Annotated in this window: 22 protein-coding genes and 1 other annotated feature; of the genes, 7 read left to right on the forward strand and 15 right to left on the reverse strand. The window is 56.5% G+C overall.

The window, feature by feature from the left end:
• Positions 1-365 precede the first annotated feature (365 nt).
• From ACWVX6_RS09510 to ACWVX6_RS09525, 4 genes are read right to left on the reverse strand one after another with little or no spacing between them, the layout of a single operon-like run.
• Positions 366-1,718: an AI-2E family transporter gene (locus ACWVX6_RS09510; RefSeq protein WP_455153007.1), complete on the reverse strand. Its 1,353-nt coding sequence runs from the start codon at positions 1,716-1,718 to the stop codon at positions 366-368.
• Positions 1,719-1,772: 54 nt separating this feature from the next.
• Positions 1,773-2,078, reverse strand: a complete 306-nt coding sequence (locus ACWVX6_RS09515; protein WP_455153008.1) for a hypothetical protein — start codon at positions 2,076-2,078, stop codon at positions 1,773-1,775.
• Complete coding sequence (locus ACWVX6_RS09520) at positions 2,075-2,743, reverse strand: 3'-5' exonuclease (RefSeq protein ID WP_118361488.1); 669 nt, start codon at positions 2,741-2,743, stop codon at positions 2,075-2,077. The genes ACWVX6_RS09515 and ACWVX6_RS09520 overlap by 4 nt, the downstream gene beginning before the upstream one ends.
• Complete coding sequence (locus ACWVX6_RS09525) at positions 2,740-3,441, reverse strand: DUF2461 domain-containing protein (protein ID WP_110437066.1); 702 nt, start codon at positions 3,439-3,441, stop codon at positions 2,740-2,742. The genes ACWVX6_RS09520 and ACWVX6_RS09525 overlap by 4 nt, the downstream gene beginning before the upstream one ends.
• 481 nt (positions 3,442-3,922) lie before the next feature.
• Here ACWVX6_RS09525 and pyrE point away from each other — a divergent pair, with 481 nt between their 5' ends.
• The gene (gene pyrE, locus ACWVX6_RS09530) at positions 3,923-4,585 is read left to right on the forward strand and encodes an orotate phosphoribosyltransferase (protein WP_118285268.1); all 663 of its coding nucleotides are present in this window, start codon (positions 3,923-3,925) and stop codon (positions 4,583-4,585) included.
• 194 nt (positions 4,586-4,779) lie between these two features.
• On the opposite strand, the gene ACWVX6_RS09535 is transcribed toward pyrE, so the two are convergent.
• The 6 genes from ACWVX6_RS09535 to ilvB all read right to left on the reverse strand — a co-directional run bounded on the left by ACWVX6_RS09535 (position 4,780) and on the right by ilvB (position 11,894).
• Positions 4,780-5,961: a pyridoxal phosphate-dependent aminotransferase gene (locus ACWVX6_RS09535; protein WP_116705107.1), complete on the reverse strand. Its 1,182-nt coding sequence runs from the start codon at positions 5,959-5,961 to the stop codon at positions 4,780-4,782.
• Positions 5,955-6,443, reverse strand: a complete 489-nt coding sequence (locus ACWVX6_RS09540) for an Lrp/AsnC family transcriptional regulator (RefSeq protein ID WP_118361494.1) — start codon at positions 6,441-6,443, stop codon at positions 5,955-5,957. The genes ACWVX6_RS09535 and ACWVX6_RS09540 overlap by 7 nt, the downstream gene beginning before the upstream one ends.
• A 154-nt stretch (positions 6,444-6,597) precedes the next feature.
• Positions 6,598-8,259 (reverse strand): dihydroxy-acid dehydratase, encoded by a 1,662-nt coding sequence (ilvD, locus tag ACWVX6_RS09545; RefSeq protein WP_270417434.1) that lies wholly within the window; start codon positions 8,257-8,259, stop codon positions 6,598-6,600.
• A gap of 331 nt (positions 8,260-8,590) precedes the next feature.
• Positions 8,591-9,586 (reverse strand): ketol-acid reductoisomerase, encoded by a 996-nt coding sequence (gene ilvC / locus ACWVX6_RS09550; protein ID WP_118361496.1) that lies wholly within the window; start codon positions 9,584-9,586, stop codon positions 8,591-8,593.
• Positions 9,587-9,739: 153 nt separating this feature from the next.
• A complete protein-coding gene (gene ilvN, locus ACWVX6_RS09555; protein WP_118760486.1) occupies positions 9,740-10,216 on the reverse strand; it encodes an acetolactate synthase small subunit in 477 nt (158 codons plus the stop codon).
• 13 nt (positions 10,217-10,229) lie between these two features.
• Entirely contained in the window at positions 10,230-11,894 is a 1,665-nt protein-coding gene (ilvB, locus tag ACWVX6_RS09560) for a biosynthetic-type acetolactate synthase large subunit (protein WP_455153009.1), read from the reverse strand.
• A 107-nt stretch (positions 11,895-12,001) separates the two neighbouring features.
• Positions 12,002-12,251: a binding site (T-box leader), on the reverse strand.
• 185 nt (positions 12,252-12,436) lie between these two features.
• Between ilvB and ACWVX6_RS09565 the strand changes: the two genes are divergently transcribed.
• On the forward strand, positions 12,437-13,114 hold the full coding sequence (locus tag ACWVX6_RS09565; protein WP_158574711.1) for a DUF421 domain-containing protein: 678 nt from the start codon (positions 12,437-12,439) through the stop codon (positions 13,112-13,114).
• Positions 13,111-13,449, forward strand: a complete 339-nt coding sequence (locus tag ACWVX6_RS09570; protein WP_118760483.1) for a DUF4363 family protein — start codon at positions 13,111-13,113, stop codon at positions 13,447-13,449. Before ACWVX6_RS09565 ends, ACWVX6_RS09570 begins: the two co-directional genes overlap by 4 nt.
• Here the strand turns inward: ACWVX6_RS09570 and ACWVX6_RS09575 are convergent.
• Positions 13,446-13,805 carry a VOC family protein gene (locus tag ACWVX6_RS09575; protein ID WP_455153010.1) on the reverse strand — a complete coding sequence of 120 codons (360 nt, stop codon included), beginning with the start codon at positions 13,803-13,805 and terminating at the stop codon, positions 13,446-13,448. The genes ACWVX6_RS09570 and ACWVX6_RS09575 overlap by 4 nt on opposite strands.
• A gap of 298 nt (positions 13,806-14,103) precedes the next feature.
• On the opposite strand from ACWVX6_RS09575, the gene ACWVX6_RS09580 reads away from it, so the two are divergent.
• Together ACWVX6_RS09580 and ACWVX6_RS09585 are read left to right on the forward strand one after the other, a co-directional pair.
• A complete protein-coding gene (locus tag ACWVX6_RS09580; RefSeq protein ID WP_118760482.1) occupies positions 14,104-14,529 on the forward strand; it encodes a MarR family winged helix-turn-helix transcriptional regulator in 426 nt (141 codons plus the stop codon).
• A gap of 78 nt (positions 14,530-14,607) precedes the next feature.
• Complete coding sequence (locus ACWVX6_RS09585) at positions 14,608-15,945, forward strand: MATE family efflux transporter (protein WP_243105672.1); 1,338 nt, start codon at positions 14,608-14,610, stop codon at positions 15,943-15,945.
• Between the two features lie 370 nt (positions 15,946-16,315).
• Here the strand turns inward: ACWVX6_RS09585 and ACWVX6_RS09590 are convergent, their stop codons facing one another.
• Positions 16,316-17,233: a zinc dependent phospholipase C family protein gene (locus ACWVX6_RS09590; protein ID WP_455153011.1), complete on the reverse strand. Its 918-nt coding sequence runs from the start codon at positions 17,231-17,233 to the stop codon at positions 16,316-16,318.
• Positions 17,234-17,444: 211 nt separating this feature from the next.
• Positions 17,445-18,026, reverse strand: a complete 582-nt coding sequence (locus tag ACWVX6_RS09595) for an ECF transporter S component (protein ID WP_418371270.1) — start codon at positions 18,024-18,026, stop codon at positions 17,445-17,447.
• A 147-nt stretch (positions 18,027-18,173) separates the two neighbouring features.
• On the opposite strand from ACWVX6_RS09595, the gene spoVAC reads away from it, so the two are divergent.
• Together spoVAC and ACWVX6_RS09605 are read left to right on the forward strand one after the other, a co-directional pair.
• Positions 18,174-18,623 (forward strand): stage V sporulation protein AC, encoded by a 450-nt coding sequence (gene spoVAC / locus ACWVX6_RS09600; RefSeq protein WP_118648922.1) that lies wholly within the window; start codon positions 18,174-18,176, stop codon positions 18,621-18,623.
• Positions 18,620-19,738 carry a hypothetical protein gene (locus tag ACWVX6_RS09605; RefSeq protein ID WP_455153012.1) on the forward strand — a complete coding sequence of 373 codons (1,119 nt, stop codon included), beginning with the start codon at positions 18,620-18,622 and terminating at the stop codon, positions 19,736-19,738. Before spoVAC ends, ACWVX6_RS09605 begins: the two co-directional genes overlap by 4 nt.
• Here the strand turns inward: ACWVX6_RS09605 and gltA are convergent.
• Together gltA and ACWVX6_RS09615 are read right to left on the reverse strand one after the other, a co-directional pair.
• A complete protein-coding gene (gene gltA, locus ACWVX6_RS09610; RefSeq protein ID WP_455153013.1) occupies positions 19,719-21,113 on the reverse strand; it encodes an NADPH-dependent glutamate synthase in 1,395 nt (464 codons plus the stop codon). The two genes, ACWVX6_RS09605 and gltA, sit on opposite strands and share 20 nt — an antisense overlap.
• 1 nt (position 21,114) lies before the next feature.
• Positions 21,115-21,904, reverse strand: a 790-nt coding sequence (locus ACWVX6_RS09615) for a sulfide/dihydroorotate dehydrogenase-like FAD/NAD-binding protein (protein WP_455153014.1), incomplete at its 5' end; no start/stop codon positions are given.

Consider the following 21,904-nt stretch of genomic DNA (forward strand, 5'->3'; position numbering starts at 1 on the left):
AAAAATGTTGCGCGGCACTGTCATGCCGCGCCTGCTGGAAGTAGCCGACCTGTGTAGCAGAACGGTATCTGACCCTGCGAACAGGTTGCTCAAGAGGACGGACTCCGAAGGTAGTTCGTCCGCAGCAGAGAAAAAATCCTCTGCCGTTCCCCTATTTCGCAGCGGTCACATGTCGGCAATCTGCGCCAGACTCTCCAAGGGAAAGGGGTGATTCACAAGAGGGTGGAAACCGTAGGTGTCTACCCTCTTGTGCGCCCGCGCGGCGTCAGCGCAGTTCCGTTCGCTTCACAAGCGACACTCTGCCGTTCTGCACCAGAACGCAAAAGAGGAACACTGCTGCCTCGCAGTGTCCCTCTTTGTGCATATTACCGGTTTTTGTTTTCCTGATTTTTCTGCTGTGCAGCATTTGCCGCACGGCGGCGCTCTTTTGCGCTCACCGGAGGCGTTGTCTCCTGCGCTTCAACGAACGCATGTGTCTCCGGGTCGATGCGCTTAGACCCGCGATAGTCGTTCGTATCCACGGACAGGCCGCGCTTTTTCAGCAGATGATTGATCTTCTCGGTCAACACGCTGTACAGCACGGCAAACAGCGGCACGCCGATCACCATGCCCGCGAAGCCCATCACGCCGCCGAACAGCAGAATGGCGAACATGACCCAGAAGCTCGACAGTCCGGTGGCGTTGCCGAGGATTTTCGGTCCGAGGATATTACCGTCAAACTGCTGCAGCAGCAGCACAAAAATGACGAAATACAGCGCCTGCACCGGACTGATGACCATGATTAGAATGGTGCTCGGAATTGCACCGATGAACGGCCCGAAAAACGGGATGATATTGGTCACGCCGATGATAACCGCAATCAGGAGCGCGTACGACGTCGGCATGGTCATCCAGCCGAACGAGATCATAAGACGCATACCGATAAAGCACAGCACGCCGATGATCGACGAGTCCATCAGCTTGCCGGTGATGAAGCCGCCGAACACGCGGTGGATATGCGCCACACGCGCCATGATGGCATTCGCCTTTTCAACCGCGAAAAAGCTGTACGTCATCTTTTTCGCCTGTGCACAGAAGGTGTCCTTGCTGTTGAGAATGTACAGCGCGATAATGACACCGATCAGCAGATTCATCAGCACGTTTACGGTCGTAACAACGCCGCTCATCATGCTGCCGAGCTGCGGCAGCAGGTCATTCTGCGCCCAGTTCATTATCTGTGCGGAGAACTGATCGTACAGGCGCATGAAGCTGTGCTCAATTTCCGGGTTGTTGTGCAGCAGCGACGCCACCCAGCCGGATATCTCGTTCATATACAGGTCCATCGAATCCACCAGCGAGGTGATACTCGTAACCAGCTGCGGCAGCACCATCCACAGCAGCACGCCTACAACCGCCAGACCGAAGGCCAGCGTCAGCGCGCTACACAAGCCTTTGGCAAGCCGTGTGCCGTTTTTGAATTTACGCGACATCGGCGGCTGCAGATTGCGGTACAGCATGTTGAACACCGGCATGAGCAGGTACGCCATCACAAAGCCGTAAATGAACGGGCTGAGGATGCTGAAAAACTTCTTGACTATGCCCCAGATCGTTGTCATGCGAAACAGCACGAACACGACCAGCACGCAGGCTACAATGACGCCTAACGCAGTCAGCCCCCACTCGATATAGTGCGGCTGCAGGTCAAACCGGGACTTTTTTTCCTGATTGGGATCTTCCAACAATAAACTCCTTCCTGTCAGCTGTCAGAGGATGAAAACGAAGATTGAATACGCTTAGTCCTCATCCGCATCAAAGAACACGCGCCACAGCAGGTACAGCCACGTTGCGGCAAACGCTGCGAAGATGATCGCGCGGAACTTTTTGAAGAATTTAGAGAAGCAGGTGCCCAGCCACAGACCGAACGACAGCAGGCAGGTCTCGTAGATGAAGAACTCGATGAGCGAGAAGCCGCGGATCTTTTCGGTCGTGGTATTCATAAAGCGTCCTGCCTGATCGCAGGCGTCGCCTGCGGTGTGCAGCATCTGCTCGGCACGGCTGCGCAGCGCATCGCGGTCGATACTGTCCAGATAATTTTTCATAGCTTGTTCTCTCCTTTTCGTTTTACCGTATTGCGCGGACGTGCTGTCCGTCTGTGCTCCCGGGGTTTGGGGTCCCCGGCGATGCTGCACGGCGTTTTCCCCATCGAGGAAATCCGGCCGAGCCGCATGCCGATTTTTTCTGCCAGTGCGTCGGCGTCCGCGCTGCCCGTCCTGCGCAGAGCCGCCTGCAGGATCAGTCCCGCAGCCCGCGCATCCGACCCGGCCTCGTGGTGGTTCAGGTCGATGTGCAGCGCGGCGGATACCGTATCCAGTTTATGATTTTCCAGTTCAGGCCATACCCGCTTGGACACCTTTACCGTGCATAAGTACCGGCATTCGGGCATTTTCAGTCCGTAATGCGCCAGACAGCTGCAAAGCACATTCGTATCGAACATAGCGTTGTGACACACGATGACGCTGCCCTCCGCGATGTCGGCGAGCGGCTCCCACACCTCGGCGAACGACGGTGCGTCCGCGACCATCTTCTCCTTGATGTGGTTGACGCGAACATTGCCCCAGTGGAACTTGCCCACGCATTCCGGCGGACGGATGAGCGAGATTTTCTCATCCACCAGCTGATTATCCTCAAACACGCTTGCGCCGAGTGCGCACGCGCTCAGCGGCGAGGCGTTTCCGGTCTCGAAATCCAGTGCAAGATATCTCATTGCAGCGCCTCCCGTCCGGCCGCGTCTGCGCGTTCCTTCGCCGCGAGCAGCAGTCTGTACAGCGGCGCAAGCTGCCGCATAGTCTTCAGCATGAACGGAACAAACGTGCCGTCCAGCACCGGAGTAAAATCCTCACCATTCGTGTAGTCCACGCCGATCTCCTTGCGGTTCAGCCAGTCCTGATATTCCGGCTTTGCGTCCGGGAATTTCGGACGCTTGTACATCTCGCCCGCGAGGTGCACCTGCGGACAGCTGTTCACCGCACGAAAGGCGTCAAGGAACAGCCTGTCTTCTGCGAGGATCATTTCGCGCAGCGCTTCCATTTCGCCTCTGCCCCACGCGCCCCAGCAGCCGAAGGCCCAGTATTCGGGGTGCAGTTCAAAGTAGTATGCAGGAACGGATTCGCGTTCCCGTCGTGCTCTGCGGAAGAACAGCCACATGTTCGCCCGGTAGAGCGTTTTATCCTTGGTATATCGGGTATCACGCCGCACGCGGGATACCATGCGGGACGGCACGGTGACGAACTGCGGGTCGATCTTGACCATCTCCGGCGTCATTTCCGCGATCAGTTCGTGAAAGGGCCGGATGGATAACCGCTTGATCTCGTCCTTGTGTGCATCGTAAAATTCTTTGCTGTTTTGCAGACGATTCAGTTGCAGAAGATCCACGCCTTCTGCGGAAAAACCGTGAAATGCCATTTGTGTTGTTAGCCACCTTTTTGTTTTTGACGATCGTGAATCGTCCTTGAAGGTATAGAATACCTAAGGCAATACCACATAATTGAACAAGAGCGATTTACGAGTAATTTTTGCGGACCGGCGAGGCGTGGTTTTGCGGTAATGCTTTGTGTATTACCGTGAAGTCACAACGAAGTCAGGGCACAAAATTTTCGTAAAGCGCCGCGGCAGCGCGACCGGAGCCTGCGCAAGAAGCCGCGGCAGCGCGACCGGAGCCTGCGCAAGGAGCCGCAGCTTTAATTGTGTGGTGTTGCCTTATTATATTTTACCGCTTTTTTTCACTTTCTGCAACAGGAGTTTGACAGTTTTCCGTTCATAACACGTTAATCCCCCTGTGTATTTGTGCAATTTGTTGACCGCCGCTTGACAGAAAGGGTTGTTCCCTGCCGAAAATTCTGGTATACTGAGGATAAGTATATTGATAGAAAAAGGTGGAACGATCATGCTTACTGCTGCTAAAAAGGAATTTATCGAATTTATGATGAGTGCCGACGTACTGCGCTTCGGCGATTTTACAACCAAATCCGGTCGAAAGACCCCGTATTTCGTCAACACCGGCAACTACAAGACCGGCCTGCAGAACTCCCGTCTGGGTGAGTTTTACGCCGCTCTGGTCAAGGAGACCGTCGGCGATCAGTTCGACGCAATGTTCGGTCCGGCGTACAAGGGCATCCCGCTTGCTACCTCGGTTTCCGGTGCGCTGGCCCGCAATTACGGCATCGACAAGCCGTTCTTCTTCAACCGCAAGGAGGCCAAGGACCATGGCGAAGGCGGCAATATCGTCGGCTACAAGCCGCAGGACGGCGACCGCGTTATCATCATCGAGGACGTAATCACCGCAGGCACCGCTATCCGTGAGACCATGCCGGTGCTCAAGGGCTGCGCAGATGTGAAGGTTACCGATATGTTCATTTCGGTAAACCGCTGTGAGGTCGGCCAGAACCCGGACAAGACCGCCGTTATGGAGGTCGGCGAGGAGTTCGGCATCAAGGTCCACGCGCTCGTTACCGTGCAGGATATCCGTGAGTATCTTGCAGATAAGGAGGAGTACGCACATCTCCTGCCGCTGATGGATGCTTATATGAAGCAGTATTGTGTATTTTAACTATCGCGGCATAATCTCATAAGAAAAAAGAACGCTCGATGGAGCGTTCTTTTTGTTTGCCTTTTCCCACTACTGTGCTATATTAGAACCACAAAGGAATACGCCCGTCTGCATAACATTTCTATTCGTGAAGCGCATGAAATCCTGCATAACGATTAAGCACCGCCCATTTCGGGCGGTGCTTTCATTTTATCTCACTTTTCCGCCTGCAAAGTCTGCAAAAACTTACGCATCCTGCGGCAAGCCTCGCGCAGATGGTTCATCGAGTACGAATACGAAATACGCACATGACCCTCACCGCTCTCACCAAAGGCGCTGCCCGGAATGACCGCGACCTCCTGCTCGTGCAGCAGTCTCTCGCAGAATTCGTCACTCGACAGGCCGGTAGACTCGATCGACGGGAACATATAGAACGCGCCCTGCGGCTCAAAGCACTCGAGGCCCATGCTCCGCAGCTCGCCGAGCAGGTAGCGGCGGCGCAGGTCATACTGCTCGCGCATGCGCTCGATATCGTCCTCGCCGGTGCGGATAGCCTCAATGCCCGCGAACTGCGCGGTCGTCGGCGCGGACATAATACCGAACTGATGAATCTTGCAGATGTGGCGCATCAGCTCCTTCGGGCCCATTGCCCAGCCGAGACGCCAACCGGTCATCGCATAGGACTTGGAGAAACCGTCCACAACAATGGTGCGCTCCTTCATGCCGTCCAGCTCCGCAAAGCAGACGTGGCGATCCGGGCCGTAGGTCAGGCTGTTGTAAATCTCATCCGACAGCACGATGATGTTCGTGTCCTTGATGACCGTCGCAATCGCCTGCAGCTCATCGCGCGTCATGATCGCGCCGGTCGGGTTGTTCGGGTACGGCAGGATGAGCAGCTTGGTGCGCGGCGTAATAGCGGCGCGCAGACTGTCCGCCGTCAGCTTGAACTGGTCCTCCGCGCGGGTCGGCAGCGGCACCGGAACACCGCCTGCCATCTGCGTCAGCGGCTTGTAGCATACAAAACTCGGCTCCGGAATGAGCACCTCGTCACCCACGTTGACAATCGCACGGATGGTGTTGTCGATCGCCTCAGAGCCGCCGACCGTCACAAGGATCTCCTTGTCCGCATCGTAGCACAGGCGATACTTGCGGCGCACGAGCGCGGCAATCTGATTGCGCAGCTCGGCAAGACCCCAGTTGGAGGTATAGAAGGTCTGTCCTTTTTCCAGAGACTGAATGCCGGCGCGGCGAATCTGCCACGGCGTTTCAAAATCCGGCTCGCCCACACCGAGCGAGATCGCGTGCGGCATTTTAGCCGCCAGTTCAAAAAAGCGGCGAATGCCGGAAGGCTGTACCTCTTTTACACGCGCAGAGAGAATCTGCTCGTAGTTCACCATGCCATGACCTCTCTCTTATCGCTGTCTGCCGGATCGAATTCCACACTGTTGTCCTTGTATTTTTTGAGGATGAAATGCGTACCGGTGGACAGCACGTTCTCCATCGGCGCCAACTGCTCGGAGACAAAGCGGGCAACCTCGCGCATGGTGCGTCCCTTGATGATAACAGTCAGATCGAAGCCGCCGCTCATCAGATACACACTCTCCACCTGATGGTGCGAATAGATCTGACGGGCAATCTCATCAAAGCCCATACCCTTCTGCGGGGTGATCTTGACCTCGATGAGTGCGGTTACGCTCTCCTTGGATGTTTTATCCCAATCGACCACGGTCTTGTAGCCGAGGATCGTCGAATTCTTCTCATACGCGTTGATCGCAGCAGCCACATCCTCCTCGGTCTCACCGAGCATCGCGGCCAGCTGTGCCGGAGTCAGACGCGCGTCCTGCGCCAGCAGATCAAGCAGCTTTTCAGGGTTTTTCATAATAAATGACCTCCCTTTTTCGTTTTTCAAGAATTACTTTATTATAGCACTGCGGTGCAGTTCTGTCTATGCTTGGAGCAGAAATTTTGCGATTGCGGAATGGAGAATTAAAAGAAGTCCGAAAAATTTTCGGACTTCTTTCATTACGCAAAAATCAACGAACCACAGCGCCCTGATCTGCAGAGGTGACCAGACGCGAATAGCGGTACAGCCAGCCGGACTTGACATTCGGCTCACGCGGAACGTACTTGGCACGGCGTGCCTCCAGCTCCTCGTCGGAAACATTGACATTTACCTTGCTGTTCGGAATATCGATGGAGATGATATCGCCTTCCTGCACCAGACCAATCTCGCCGCCGGAAGCAGCCTCCGGCGAAACGTGACCGATGGATGCGCCGCGGGACGCACCGGAGAAACGGCCGTCGGTGATGAGCGCAACCGTGGTATCCAGCTTCATGCCGGCTAGCGCAGAGGTCGGGTTGAGCATCTCACGCATGCCCGGACCGCCCTTCGGGCCTTCGTAGCGGATGACAACAACGTCACCCGGCACGATCTTGCCGTTGTAGATGGCGGAAATTGCGTCCTCCTCACAGTCGAACACGCGTGCCGGACCTTCGTGCACCATCATTTCCGGTGCAACTGCCGAACGCTTGACAACGCATCCGTTCTTTGCGATGTTGCCCCAGAGAACGGCGATGCCGCCGGTCTGGGAATACGGATTCTCCAGCGGACGAACGACCTCCGGGTTCTTGTTGACAACGCCCTCAAGGTTCTCGCCGACCGTCTTGCCGGTGCAGGTGATGAGCGACAGGTCGAGGAAATCACGCTTGGTCAGCTCCTTCATGATGGCCGGAACACCGCCCGCCATGTAAAGCTGCTCAATGTGGTGCGGGCCTGCCGGAGCCAGATGGCAGATGTTCGGCACCTTGCCAGACAGTTCGTTCAGGGTCTCAAGCTGCAGCGGAACGCCTGCTTCATTTGCGATTGCCAGCAGGTGTAGAACCGAGTTGGTCGAGCAGCCGATCGCCATCTCACAGGTCAGCGCGTTGCGGAATGCTGCCGGTGTGAGGATGTCGCGCGGCTTGATGTCCTTCTCGATCAGCTCCATGATCTTCATGCCGGCGTGCTTTGCCAGATGAATACGGGCAGCCGAAACCGCCGGGGTCGTGCCGTTGCCCGGCAGCGCCATGCCGATGGCCTCGGACAGGCAGTTCATCGAGTTTGCGGTGTACATGCCTGCACACGAGCCGCAGCCCGGGCAGGAATTGCACTCGGCCTCGTAGAACGTTGCCTCGTCCATCATGCCGGCCTTGTAAGCGCCGACCGCCTCGAAGGTCTTGGACAGAGATACCTCCTCACCGCCGAAATGGCCTGCCAGCATCGGACCGCCGGAAACCAGAATGGACGGAATGTTCAGACGAGCGGCAGCCATCAGCATGCCGGGCACGATCTTGTCGCAGTTCGGGATGAGCACCAGACCGTCCAGCTGGTGCGCCTGTGCCAGCGTCTCTACGCTGTCCGCGATCAGCTCACGGCTTGCCAGCGAATACTTCATGCCGATGTGACCCATGGCAATGCCGTCGCATACGCCGATGGCCGGAACGAGCACCGGCGTACCGCCTGCCATGCGAACGCCTGCCTTAACCGCATCCGCGATCTTATCGAGGTTGATGTGGCCCGGAATGATCTCGGAATACGCCGAAACCACGCCGATGATCGGCTGTCTGATCTCCTCGTCGGTCATACCGCAGGCGCGCAGCAGCGAACGGTTCGGCATACGCTCGGGTCCTGCGGTGATGTTATCACTTCTTCTCACAGGGAATTCCTCCTTTGAAAGCAGTCCAGCAGACTGCCTGATAGAAAAAACAGGCGGACGGGATAGTCCGTCCGCCCGTTCGGGGTAGTAAAATTTACACTTTTGCACCAATTTTGCCTTTCCGTAACCGCAGCCGAACGGCTGCGGCATAAAACAGGTGTACGAAGTGCGCCGTAAAAACGCGGGGCGTGTACCTGCGTTTTTACACCCCGACCCAGCCGCCGTGGGCGGCGTCATTCGGGTATCAAATCATGGTTTCTACGGAACCATGATTTGTATATAGGGGGCTTATGAAGCCCCCTATAAAAAGTAAGCACAAGCGCAGCTTTACTTACTTTTTGAGCCAGCTCATCATGCCGCGCAGCTTCTTGCCGGTCTCCTCAAGCTCGGTGTCTGCTTCCAGAGCACGGGTAGCGAGGAACTTGGCACGACCGCCTGCACGGTTCTCCTGAATCCACTCGGATGCAAAGGTACCGTCCTGGATCTCGCGCAGGATCTTCTTCATCTCCTTGCGGGTCTCCTCGGTGATGATGCGCTTGCCGGTGCGGTAATCACCGTACTCAGCGGTGTCGGAGATGGAGTAACGCATCTTAGCGAAGCCGCCCTCGTTGATCAGGTCAACGATCAGCTTCATCTCGTGAACGCACTCGAAGTAAGCGTTCTCCGGAGCGTAGCCAGCCTCAACCAGAGTCTCAAAGCCAGCCTTCATCAGCTCGCAAACGCCGCCGCAGAGGACAGCCTGCTCACCGAACAGGTCGGTCTCGGTCTCGGTCTTGAAGGTGGACTCGAGGATGCCGGCACGGCCGCCGCCGATACCGCAAGCGTATGCCAGAGCGATATCCATAGCCTTGCCGGAAGCGTCCTGATATACGCAAGCCAGATCCGGAACACCCTGACCCTCCTCGTATGCACGACGAACGATGTGACCCGGGCCCTTCGGAGCAACCATGATAACGTCAACGTCAGCCGGCGGAACGATCTGCTTGAAGTGGATGTTGAAGCCGTGCGCGAAAGCCAGTACGTTGCCCGGCTTCAGGTTCGGAGCGATAACGTCCTTGTAGATGTCAGCCTGCTTCTCATCCGGGGTCAGCATCATGATGATGTCGCCTGCTGCTGCTGCCTCAGCCGGAGTCATAACCTCCAGACCGTAGTCCTTCGCCTTCTTCTCGTGCTTGGAGCCCGGGCGCAGACCAACTACAACATGTACACCGGAATCCTTCAGGTTCATTGCGTGAGCATGACCCTGGGAACCAAAGCCGATGATTGCAACGGTCTTGCCGTCGAGCAGAGACAGGTTGCAGTCTGCGTCATAAAACATCTTTACCATTTTTATTTCCTCCTAAAAATTTATAAAGAGTCAATTATATGAATCAGCAGTCAGTAATCAGTGATTGCAAGGGGCTTCCTCCCCGGTTATGAAACATTTCTCCGGCGCGGCAGCGCTTTTCATTCCCAATTTCTAACTCCTAATTAACCAAGATTATTTTTCGATTGCCGTAACGCCCGAACGGCTCATCTCGAGAATCTTAAAGTTCGAGATAACGTCGAGGAAGGCATCGATGCGGCTCGGCACTTCGGACAGCTCGATGATGATCTCGCTCTCCTGTGTTTCTACGACCCGTGCGCCGTACAGGTCGCACAACTGCCGGATATCGTTTCGGACGCTCACGTCCGGCGTATGCAGCTTGACGAATACCAGCTCGCTGCAGCACGAGCTGTCTTCTTCGAGGTGTACAACGTGCATGACCTCTTCCAGCTTTGCCAGCTGCTTCATGATCTGCTCAAGCACCATATGGTCGCCCTGCACGATGATAGACATGCAGGAAACCTTCGGATCAGTCGTGGCCGAAACGGTCAGCGAGTCGATGTTGTAGCCGCGGCGGCCAAACAGGCTGGATACGCGTGCCAGAACACCGGCGTTGTTCTGTACGGTGACAGAAAGGATATACTTTTCCATGATTTCTCCTTCCTTATTCCGTTACAAGATCGTCAACCGTGCCGCCTGCCGGAATCATCGGCAGGACGCGCTCGTCCTTGTCGATCTGTGCATCGATCAGCACAGGACCGGTTCGCTTCATCGCTTCCCGCAGCGCGTCGCGCAGCTCGGCGATATTGGAAACACGGAAGCCGCGTGCGCCGAAGGCGTCGGCCAGCTTGACGTAATCTGTCTTGCGGTGCGGGTCGGTCTGCGAGTAGCGACCGCCATAGAACATGGTCTGCCACTGACGCACGTTGCCGAGCACGCGGTTATTCATAATGATCGTGATCACCGGCAGGTTATAGGAAACCGCGGTGCAGATCTCGTTAAGGTTCATGTGGAACGAGCCGTCGCCCGTGATGTGGACAACCGTTCTGTCCGGGAAGGCCACCTGTGCGCCGAGAGCCGCGCCGTAGCCGAAGCCCATCGTACCCAGACCGCCGGACGTCAGGAACTGACGAACGTGCTTGCGGCCGTTGTACTGCGCGCTCCAAAGCTGGTGCTGACCAACGTCGGTTGCGATGATGGTATCCTCCGGGGTCTCCTCCGCAACCGTGCGGAGCAGCTGGTGCGGATGGATAACGCTCTCATCGTCCTTCGGCACATAGTCGAGCTTTGTCTGCCATTCGGTAATCTGCGCGCGCCATGCGTCGTGCTTTGCCTCCTTGATATACGGCATAACCTTTTCGAGGAAGGTCTCCGCATCGGAAACAATGGCATAGTCAACGCCGATGTTCTTATTGATCTCTGCGTTGTCAATGTCAACGTGGATAACCTTCGCCGACGGTGCAAAACGCTTGGTGTTGGTCGCAACGCGGTCGGAGAAGCGGGCGCCGATGCAGACCAGCAGGTCACAGCGCTCAACCGCCCATGCGGCAGAAACCGTACCGTGCATGCCGATCATGCCGAGGCTGAGCGGCTCGGTATCCGGGATGCAGCCGATGGCCATCATGGTGTGCGCCGACGGAATATCCGCCTTGCGCTGCAGCTGCAGCAGCATGTCGCCTGCGTCAGAGGTTTCAACACCGCCGCCGTAATAGATCATCGGACGCTCGGAGGCGGCAATCATATCCGCTACGGTCTGCAGCTCCTCGTCCGAAATCTCGTAGGTCTCGTTGATCTCGACCTTGCCCTTCGGGATAAACTCGCACTGTGCCGAGGTAATATCCTTCGGGATGTCGATCAGCACCGGACCCGGACGTCCGGAAGCAGCAATGCGGAACGCATCGCGCACGGTGTCAGCGAGTTCGTCAACATCACGGACAACGAAATTGTGCTTGGTGATTGGCATGGTGATACCGGCAATGTAAACCTCCTGAAAGGAGTCGCGGCCGATGAGGCTGGTGCCGACGTTGCCGGTAATGGCAACCATCGGGATGGAATCCATATACGCGGTAGCAATACCGGTTACGAGGTTGGTCGCACCCGGTCCGCTCGTTGCCAGGCAGACACCTACCTTGCCGGTCACACGGGCGTAGCCGTCCGCTGCGTGTGCCGCGCCCTGTTCGTGCGCGGTCAGGATATGTCGAATGCGGTCGCTGTTTTTGTAAAGTGCGTCATAGATGTTCAAAACCGCACCGCCGGGATAACCGAAAATGGTATCAACTCCCTGCTCTACAAGTGCGTCGATCAGAATCTCTGCGCCGTTCTTTACCATTGCGAATCCGCCTCCTTTCTCTCATTTCAACATAACATACATACTTATGCAGCAGCCGGATAACGATTGCCGCAAGATACCGTATAAATAAAAAAGCCCTTGTCTCACAAAGAGACAAAGACCAAAAACTCTGCGGTACCACTCTTTTTGCCACACTGCCCTATTCGGCGGCATGACCACTCACCCGATCGTTTAACGCAGATCATGCGGGATAACTTACACTGAACCCTGTTTCATTTCATTTCAGCAATCCGGCTCCCGGAGGACTTTCGCACTTTCCGTTTCCCACTGTCTTACACCAGCCGACAGCTCTCTATCATGGGTTCGGGACGCTACTTTTCCGTTCGCAGCCTGTATCTTTTTGAATGTAGTTTATATTATAAAGGCGTTTTCTCAGAATGTCAACGTCTTTCCGACTGCAAATATGCGAAAACTGTCGTGCATATTTCTTTGTTTTTTCGCCATACTACACAATGCCAAACATATACAGTTTTTACTCCGGTAAACTGTGCGATTTTCATAAGCAAAGGAGGTGCGGGCGTATGGCAGTGCCGCTGCTGCGCACGCTGATTTTATACTGCGCGGTCATCTGCGCCGTGCGGCTGATGGGCAAACGGCAGATCGGCGAACTGGACCCGTCCGAGCTGGTCGTTACCATTCTGGTATCCGATCTGGCGGCTGTGCCCATGCAGGATTTAGGGATTCCTCTGCTCTCCGGTCTGGTGCCGATCGCTACGCTCGTGGTGCTCGAGATTTTCCTCAGCTTCGCCGCACTCAAAAGCCGCAGATTCCGGCGGCTGCTGAACGGTCAGCCGGCCATCATCATCCGCAAGGGACAGCTCGATATTGACAAGCTGCGGCAAATGCGGCTGACGACCGACGAGGTGATAGAGACACTCCGCAAACAGAACGTTGCAGCCGTGTCCGATGTGAAATACGGCGTCATCGAGCCGGACGGCACGCTGACGGTTATCCTCAAGCAGCCGCAGCAGCCGGTCACGGCGGAAATGCTCGGCATTACGCCCAAGGATACCGGTCTGCCGCTTGTAGTCGTGTCGGACGGCAAGGTGGTTCCGCGCTCGCTCGAGCTGCTGCACCTCTCCCCTGCAGATATCGAGCGGCGGCTGAAAAACCAGAGTATCGCGGTCGAGGACGTGTTCCTGATGACGCTTGACGACTGCGGCAACACGTTCCTGCAGAAAAAGGAGGGCCGCGCATGAAGCGATTGCTGACGGCTGCCGTGCTGTGTGCCGTGCTCATTCTCGGCAGTGTGTGGAGCGTAAAAGCCGTGGATAACACGGCACAGGCGGTCGCCCTCGACGTAGAGAACGACCGCCTGAACGAAGCGCGGGAGACATGGGACGCAGCACAGACCCTGCTCGGCGCTCTGCTGCTGCACAGCGAGATTGATCAGGCTGACCGGCTGTTTGACCGCGTGCTTGCCGCGCAGCAAAACGGCTTGACGGACGAATTGGCGCTCGACCGTGCTGAGCTGCTCGCTCAACTGAGACATTTGCCGGAGGTGCAGCGTCCGACGCTTAAAAATCTGTTTTAGCGGTATTCACGCACCTGCACTGACAGACCGTCCGGATCGTAAACGTAGAAATAGCGCGCGTCCGGCTCCGGCTGACGGATATCGGACGGATTCATGCCATGCAGGACGGCACGCTCATGTGCGCTGGCGATATCCTCCGTACCGAAGCAGAGGAACATACCGGACGCCTTGACGGTCTCGCCCTCCGGCATGCCGATCAGCTCCAGCTGGGTTTCGCCGGAGGCGTTCTGCAGGTAGGCAATGCTGCCGCCGTTCGCGGAGAACTGCGTGTGGATCTTGAGTTCGATGAGCGTCTGGTAAAAATGCAGCGATTTTTCGAAATCGCGCACGCGGAGCGCTAAATGGTGGATGTGCATAGCAGGCACCTCGTTTCGTTGTTTTGTTTTATTGTATAAAACTCTGCGACAGGCTGTCAATAGGAAAGTTTCTGCTGAAATGGTGATTTGTGGCTTACGAAGCAAGCGGAGTCCTGCCTGCCCGTCAGAGCGAACCCGCCTACGGCAGTTCGTGTTCCCCAGTCATCCGATGCAGGAAAAAGGAGCCGTCCGGACGGCTCCCATATCCCCGGACAAGCAGTAAAATTCCCTCTTGACATTCCGCAATCACCGACTACAATATTACTTAGGAAACGAAGTAATTAAACGAGGTGATTTCATGGATACCGGGCGGCTTATCAACAAGCTATCCAACTGCCTGCGCCGCCGATCAGCGGAAACGCAAAAGCGCATTCATATCAGCGGCACCAAAGGTCAGATTCTCAACTATATTTTGATAGAAAGTCAAAAACACCCGCTCGTACAGCGCGACGTCGAGCAGGAATTTGGCCTACGGCCTTCCACCGCAACCGAAATGCTGCAGGCCCTGCAGGCCGCCGATCTCATCCGCCGCGAACCCGATCCTGCGGACGCACGGCGCAAGTGCATTGTCTGCACCGCAAAAGCCGAAGCCTTCCGTCCCGCCTGCCTGCAGGAGATTACGGAGACCGAAGCCATGCTGCTCCGCGGCATCTCGCCCGAGGAGCGGGACACATTCATGCGGATCGGGCTGAAAATGCTTTCAAATTTTGAAAAAACCGATTAACCCTTACCGCAGGGCGGGCTGCCCTGCCGCTTCGATGGAAACAATCGTTAAATTTCCAAAGCAAGGAACGTGAACAATTTGGATAATGATACTCTTCTCGGCAAAGCGCCGATACCTCGTGCAGTAGCCGCAATGGCGATTCCAAGCGTCATCAGCAGCCTTGTCACCGTGGTGTACAACATGGCGGACACCTTTTTCGTCGGACAGACCGGCGATGCCCTGCAGGTAGCCGCCGTCAGCCTGACCAACCCGATCTTCATCTTGCTGATGGCGTTCGCCAACATGTTCGGCATGGGCGGCAGTGCGATCATCTCGGTCGCGCTCGGCGAGAACAATCACCAAAGCGTGAAGAAAACCTCCTCGTTCATCTCATGGGCGAGCTTGGTCATCGGCGCAGCGTTTGCCGCCGTACTGCTGTGCTTCACCGCGCCCATCCTGCACCTGTTCGGCGCGGATGCAAGCACATTTGAGTTTGCCCGCGGCTACACGGTTTACATCGCGTTCGGCGCACCGTTCGTCATCTGGTCGGCGGCAGCCAGCTTCGTTGTGCGTGCGGAAGGCGCGAGCAAGGAGGCCATGATCGGCAGCATGATCGGCACAATTGCGAACATCGTACTCGACCCGGTTTTCGTCTCCGGTCTGGAACAGGGCGCGGCAGGCGCAGCCATTGCAACCACCATCGGCAATATGCTTGCGGCGCTGTACTACCTGTGGTATTTTCTCAAAAAGTCGCGGCGGTTTTCGCTTGCGCCGAAGGACGCGCTCTGCGGCACGCACATTGCCGTGCGCGTGTGCTCTGCCGGCTTCCCGACCGCCATTTTCTCCGCGCTGATGTGTGTTTCAACCATTGTACTCAACCTGATTCTGGTCGCCTACGGCAACGCGCCGGTTGCGGCGATCGGCATCGTGTTCAAAGCGAATATGTTCATCACCTTCCTGCAAATGGGCCTTGCAAACGGTGTACAGCCGATTTTCGGTTACAGCTACGGTGCGGGTGATATCAAGCGTTTTGCCGATACCGAGCGTTTTACCAAGCTGTGCTGCTTTGTTGTCGGATTGGCGGCAACCGCGCTCTATTTCTTCCTGCGCAAGCCGATCATCGGCCTGTTCGTGGACGACAGCGGCGTTATTACATACGGCGTGCAGATGCTGATTTCCTACATGCTGTCCGGCCCGTTCATCGGCTTTCTGTTCGTCAATATGAACTGCATGCAGTCGGTCGGACGCGCCCTTCCTGCTACCGTGCTGTCCGTGCTGCGGCAGGGTCTGCTGCTCATTCCCCTGCTGTATCTGCTGAATGTCATTGCAGGTCTGAATGGCGTTATTTACGGACAATCCATCACGGATTATATCACCATCATCCTGTCGTGCGTGGTTTGGCGAAGGATTCGGTGTGGATTGGAACAGCGTACCTAATAGAAAACCATACAACAAAAGAGGTCTGCAATGCAGACCTCTTTTCAGTTTGTCAAAAAAGTATTATTTTAATTTTTACGCTTCGTACGGCAGCACGCATAAAATAGAATTTGCGAAGCAAATTCATAAAAAGTCGGGGCGTGTACCTGACTTTTTATACAAGGGAAGAAAAAATGTGCCCGTTAGGGCGCGGTTTTTCTTCAGTATTCGCTCGAAAACGTGGTTTCGAGCGAGAGGCTGCTCGGAAAACGATAGTTTTTCGACAGCCTCACAAAAGGCGCCTTTTTAGGCGCCTTTTGTCTTTTACAGTCTTTTTCCCTTGCAATCGCAACGACAAATGAAAAATGCACTCACATTTCATTTTTCATTATCATTTTTTCGGGTTGCCGCTGTCGAACGGCTCATCAAAGTGATAGTGCATCAGCCAGCCTGCGTCAAACTGCGCGGCGTACTGTCCGGCAAGAGCGGCGGCACGAATACGCGCCAGGCCGAACAGTTCCAGTACGGAATCCGTGCGGATTTCGTCCGGTTTCCACAGGTTATGCCACGGCTGATGAGCCAGATTGAGCGCATCCCACATCGGACGCTCGAGCTTCATGTGACCGGTGAGCAGGGCGCCCCGACCGAGCAGGGCTTCCGCCTTTTTCGCTCCGCGATAGACGGCGCGGCTCTCCGAATAGAGAAAACTCTCCCATGAAGTCATTTCCGCGAACGAACGGCGCAACTCATGCGTGGAAACATCGGCTCCGTACACGGTTTTGAGCACCGCGTGCAGCACAACCGACAGCACCGCCTGCTCGACTGGTGACAGCTGATAGCGTTCCTCCGGATCGAACTCGGTGATGGGACGGTGGCATGCGCGTTCATAGAGCAGATAGTCAATGTCGCTTTCAATACGGCTGTGCACCGCCGACGCGGACAGCTTCGGATTTTCGGTGCAGAACTGCACCTGCCGGCAGTAAACGTAGGGATGAATCTCACTGTCGAGCGCATAATGGCACACGAAGCCGTAGAAATAGGCCGCTGCGATCTCCTGCGCGTCGCCGCTCAGGTCGCGCACCGCACGCGAGAGCGCCGCAAACAGCTCGTCCGTTTTCTCCGAGTGCATGCGGTTGCCCAGCTTGTGCAGCGGACTGCCGAGCAGGATTTTCCGGTAAAACAGCGGGTCCGGTCCCTGACAGCCCCAGAAAAAGCATGCCGGACGGCACGCCGCTGCCCGCTGCGCCGGTGCGGGAAACACCGTCAGCGCCTGCCTGCCAAATAGATGATGCGATACAAAATCCGCCATACTGTTTTCCTCCTCGCTGTGCTTTTCTTTAGATGACTACAGTATACCACGAAATCCGACTTTCTGCAAAGCATGAGAAACGCGCCCACCGGTAATCAGTGAGCGCGTCCTCAAACGGATTTGCAGGTAATACCACACCATTAGGCAAGAGCGATTTGCGAGTAAATTTTGCGTACTGACGCGCCGCAGTTCTAATTGTGCGACAATGCCTTTACTTTTCTGCCATATGGCGGCCGAACGAGGTCGAATGCATCGCCTTCTGCAGCGCCGGCAGAAGCGCCATTGCAACAACTACCGCGATAATGATATTCGGAGGCGAGGTCATCAGCTTCGGAATATTGGCCACAAAAGCCGGAACCAGAGCACTGCCGCCGATCATCAGCTCAATAATGCCCTTGAGCATGTACAGCAGCGACGAGAACACCGCACCTGCAAGGCACGCCACGAGGTTGCGCGCAAACTTCTTTGCGGCAGCGGCACCAGCGTAAGCGATCACGCCGCACAGCCACGCCATCAGGAAGAAACGCAGAAAGGTGATCCACGCCTCCGGTGCGTACTCCGGCGTCATCAGGTCGAAGATCATCGAGCCGATACCGGCTGCAAGACCGCCGCGAACCGGTCCGAGCAGCAGGCCGCACAGCAGCACGAACGCGTTTGCGAGCTTGATCATGGTGGTGCCTGTCGGCGTCGGAATGCGGATGGACAGGAACATGGTAACAACGAATACTACTGCCGCCATCAGACCGATCATCACGATGTCGTACAGCGAAAACGCTTTCTTCTTGGATTCCATCAAAAATCCCCCTAATCTGATATGTTTTATTTATCATACCGCGAATATGGTCTGTCGAAAATGGTCAGTTCGCATTTATTTTACAGGGTCAGATGGATAATCCCGGAACGGCTGGGCAAACTACGCGTACAGAAAGGGGAACCTTGCATGAAACTGGATAAACAAACCTATCAACAGCTGCTCGAACGCAAAAGTCCGAATTCGCCGCTGTGGCGCGACTGCCTGCTGGCGTTTCTTATCGGCGGTGCGATCTGTACGACCGGCGAGGGGGTGCGGCAGCTGTGGCTCTCCCGCGGACTGGATACCGAGGACACAGCCGCCGCGACCGCCATCACGATGGTGTTTCTCGGTGCCCTGCTCACCTGTCTGCATTTGTACGAAAAGCTTGCAAAATATGCGGGAGCAGGCACGATTGTGCCGATCACCGGCTTTGCAAATGCCATTGTTTCTCCGGCGATGGAGTTCAAAAGCGAGGGGCTTATCCTCGGTCTGGGCGCAAAGCTGTTCGTTATCGCGGGACCGGTGCTGGTGTACGGCATTTCGGCAAGCGTCATCTACGGTCTCATTCTATTTTTGACAGGAGGCGGTTCGGTATGATAAAGCGCATCGGCAAGCGCACGCTTGCGCTCGAAAACCGGCCGTATCTGCTCGGACACGCGGCGGCAGTCGGCAAAAAAGAGGGCGAAGGCCCGCTCGGTGAGCGGTTTGACTATGTGGCGAAGAATGACCGGATGGGACAGCGCTCGTGGGAGCTGGCGGAGAGTGAGCTGCAAAAGACCGCCATCCGGCTTGCGCTGCGCAAAGCCACCCTGCCCGAGCGTTCGCTCGACCTGATCCTTGCAGGCGACCTGCTCAACCAGTGCATCGGCTCGTTTTTAGCGTCCATGCACGCGAATGTGCCCTATCTCGGGCAGTACGGTGCATGCTCGACGATGGCACAGGGTCTTGCGCTCGGCGGCTGTCTGGTCGAGAGCGGCGCGGCAGACCGCCTGCTTGCGGCAGCATCCTCGCATTTCTGCTCGGCAGAGCGGCAGTACCGTTTTCCGCTGGCCTACGGCGGGCAGCGCACGCCAACCGCACAATGGACGACTACTGCGGCAGGCGCGGCTATTCTCGGCAGTGAGCCGGTGCCGAACGGCGCGGAGCCGTGCGATGTGCGCGTGACGCATGTCCTGTTCGGCAAAATGGTCGAAATGGGCGTCAAGGACGCGGCCAACATGGGTGCGGCGATGGCGCCCGAAGATGTAAATTTAGACCCATACATTTTTCGGCGCGCTGAGCGCTGTGTTTTGCATAAAATCTGCTGTTATCAGAACCATTCATTGGTATCCCCGTCCGAACGAACAAAAACAGACAATCCCCCTGATACCGGGCCGGCATCAAGGGGGATTTTATCTGCGCAAATGCTTTTCTTATCCAAACACCGCAGAGGCGAGCGGATAGGCCGCAACAAGGCAGGCCGCAAGGGACAGCACAAGGAACACGAGGTTCGCCTTGAGCACACCGCGGACCGTCACATGCCCCGGTCCGAAGATGAGCAGTGCCGGCGCGCACGCGGACGGCGTCAGAGATGCCATAGATGCTGCGACACCGATAACAGCGGCAAACGCTCCCAGATGCATGTTGGAACCGGAGAGCAGCGCCAGACCGATATTGAAGAACAGCACCATCGTCACCACATTAGAGCAAAAATTACTTGTTCTTATTCTTAATGTACTCGTCCATCGCAGCCGCAGCGCGCTTGCCTGCGCCCATGGCGAGGATAACGGTAGCCGCACCGGTAACAGCGTCGCCGCCGGCGAATACGCCGTCCTTGGAGGTGATGCCGTGCTCGTCATCAGCAACAATGCAGCCCTTGCGGTTGGTATCCAGACCCGGAGTCGTGTGACGGATCAGCGGGTTCGGGCTGGTGCCAATCGCCGCGATGACACAATCGAGGTCGAGCACAAACTCGCTGCCCTCGACCGGAATCGGACGGCGGCGGCCGGATGCGTCAGGCTCGCCCAGCTCCATCTGCTGGCACTTGAGGCCGGTGACGTTGAAGTTCTCGTCAGACAGCACCTCGAGCGGCGCGGTCAGGAACTTGAATACAACGCCCTCTTCCTTCGCGTGGTGAATCTCCTCGAGACGAGCCGGAAGCTCCTTCTCAGAACGGCGGTATACGATGTAGACCTCTTCCGCGCCCATGCGCTTTGCACAGCGGGCAGCATCCATTGCTACGTTGCCGCCGCCGACAACAGCGACCTTCTTGGCGTGGTAGATCGGGGTGTCAGAGTTCTCCTTGTACGCCTTCATCAGATTGATGCGGGTCAGGTACTCGTTTGCGGAGTAAACGCCGTTTGCGTTCTCGCCCGGAACGCCGATAAAGGTCGGCAGACCGGCACCGGAGCCAACAAAAATTGCCTCGTAACCGTCACCGAACAGCTCGTCAATGGTCTCAGAACGACCTACAACGAAGTTCAGAACAAACTCAACACCGAGGTCCTTCAGCGTGTCGATCTCCTTCTGCACGATAGCCTTCGGCAGACGGAACTCCGGAATGCCGTACATGAGTACGCCGCCGGCGGTGTGCAGTGCCTCGAAAACGGTAACTTCGTAACCCATACGAGCCAGATCGCCTGCACAGGTCAGACCGGCCGGGCCTGCACCAACGATGGCAACCTTGTGACCGTTGGACTCCGGCTTTACTGCCTTTTCGGTGCTGTTTTCGCGCGCATAGTCGGCTACAAAGCGCTCCAGACGGCCGATTGCTACAGCCTCGCCCTTGATGCCGCGTACGCAGTGGCACTCGCACTGGCTCTCCTGCGGGCATACACGGCCGCAGACAGCCGGCAGTGCGGAGGTTTCCTTGATCTTCGCGGCGGCTTCGAGGAACTTGCCCTCTGCAACCAGAGAGATGAACTCCGGAATCTTGACCTGTACCGGGCAGCCGGTCATGCAGGGCTTGTTCTTGCAGTTCAGGCAGCGCTGTGCTTCCTCGACCGCCATTTCGGCGGTGTAGCCGAGCGTTACCTCTTCAAAGTTCTTATTGCGGACGTCCGGCGCCTGCTCGGGCATCGGGCACTTGTTCGGATTCATATTCGGCATGTTACTTGACCTCCTTCTTGAACAGATTGCAATGCTCCTCGCGGCGCTCTACCGCCGCGCGCTCCTGTGCCTTGTACATGGCACCGCGGCGCATTGCACTGTCAAAATCAACGAGGTGACCGTCGAAATCCGGGCCGTCTACGCACGCGAACTTGGTCTCGCCGCCAACGGTAAGACGGCAGCCGCCGCACATGCCGGTACCGTCAACCATGATGGTATTCATGGAAACGATGGTCTTAATGCCGTACGGACGGGTGGTCTCGCAGACAAACTTCATCATGATCATCGGGCCGATGGCGATTACGGCATCGTACTGGTTGCCCGCGTCAATCAGCTCCTTGAGCACCTGCGTAACCAGAGCCTTGCGGCCGTTCGAGCCGTCATCGGTCACGATGTGCAGGTTGGTGCAGGCGTTCTTCATCTCTTCCTCGAGGATGATGATGTCTTTGCTGCGGAAACCGGCGATCAGGTCAACCTCAGCGCCCATTTCGTGCAGCTTCTTGGCCTGCGGATATGCGATCGCGCAGCCCAGACCGCCGCCGACAACAGCGACCTTCTTGAGACCCTCGAGCTCGCTCTCCTTGCCGAGCGGACCGACAAAATCATGCAGGCAGTCGCCCTCGTTCAGCGCGCCGAGCGCCATCGTCGTTGCGCCGACCTCCTGGAAAATGATCGTGACGGAACCCTTTTCGCGGTCAAAATCTGCGATCGTGAGCGGAATACGCTCGCCTTCTGCGCTGACACGCAGGATGATGAACTGACCCGGCTCTGCCTTGCGGGCAACGTGCGGT

The organism is Butyricicoccus sp., from assembly GCF_977037065.1.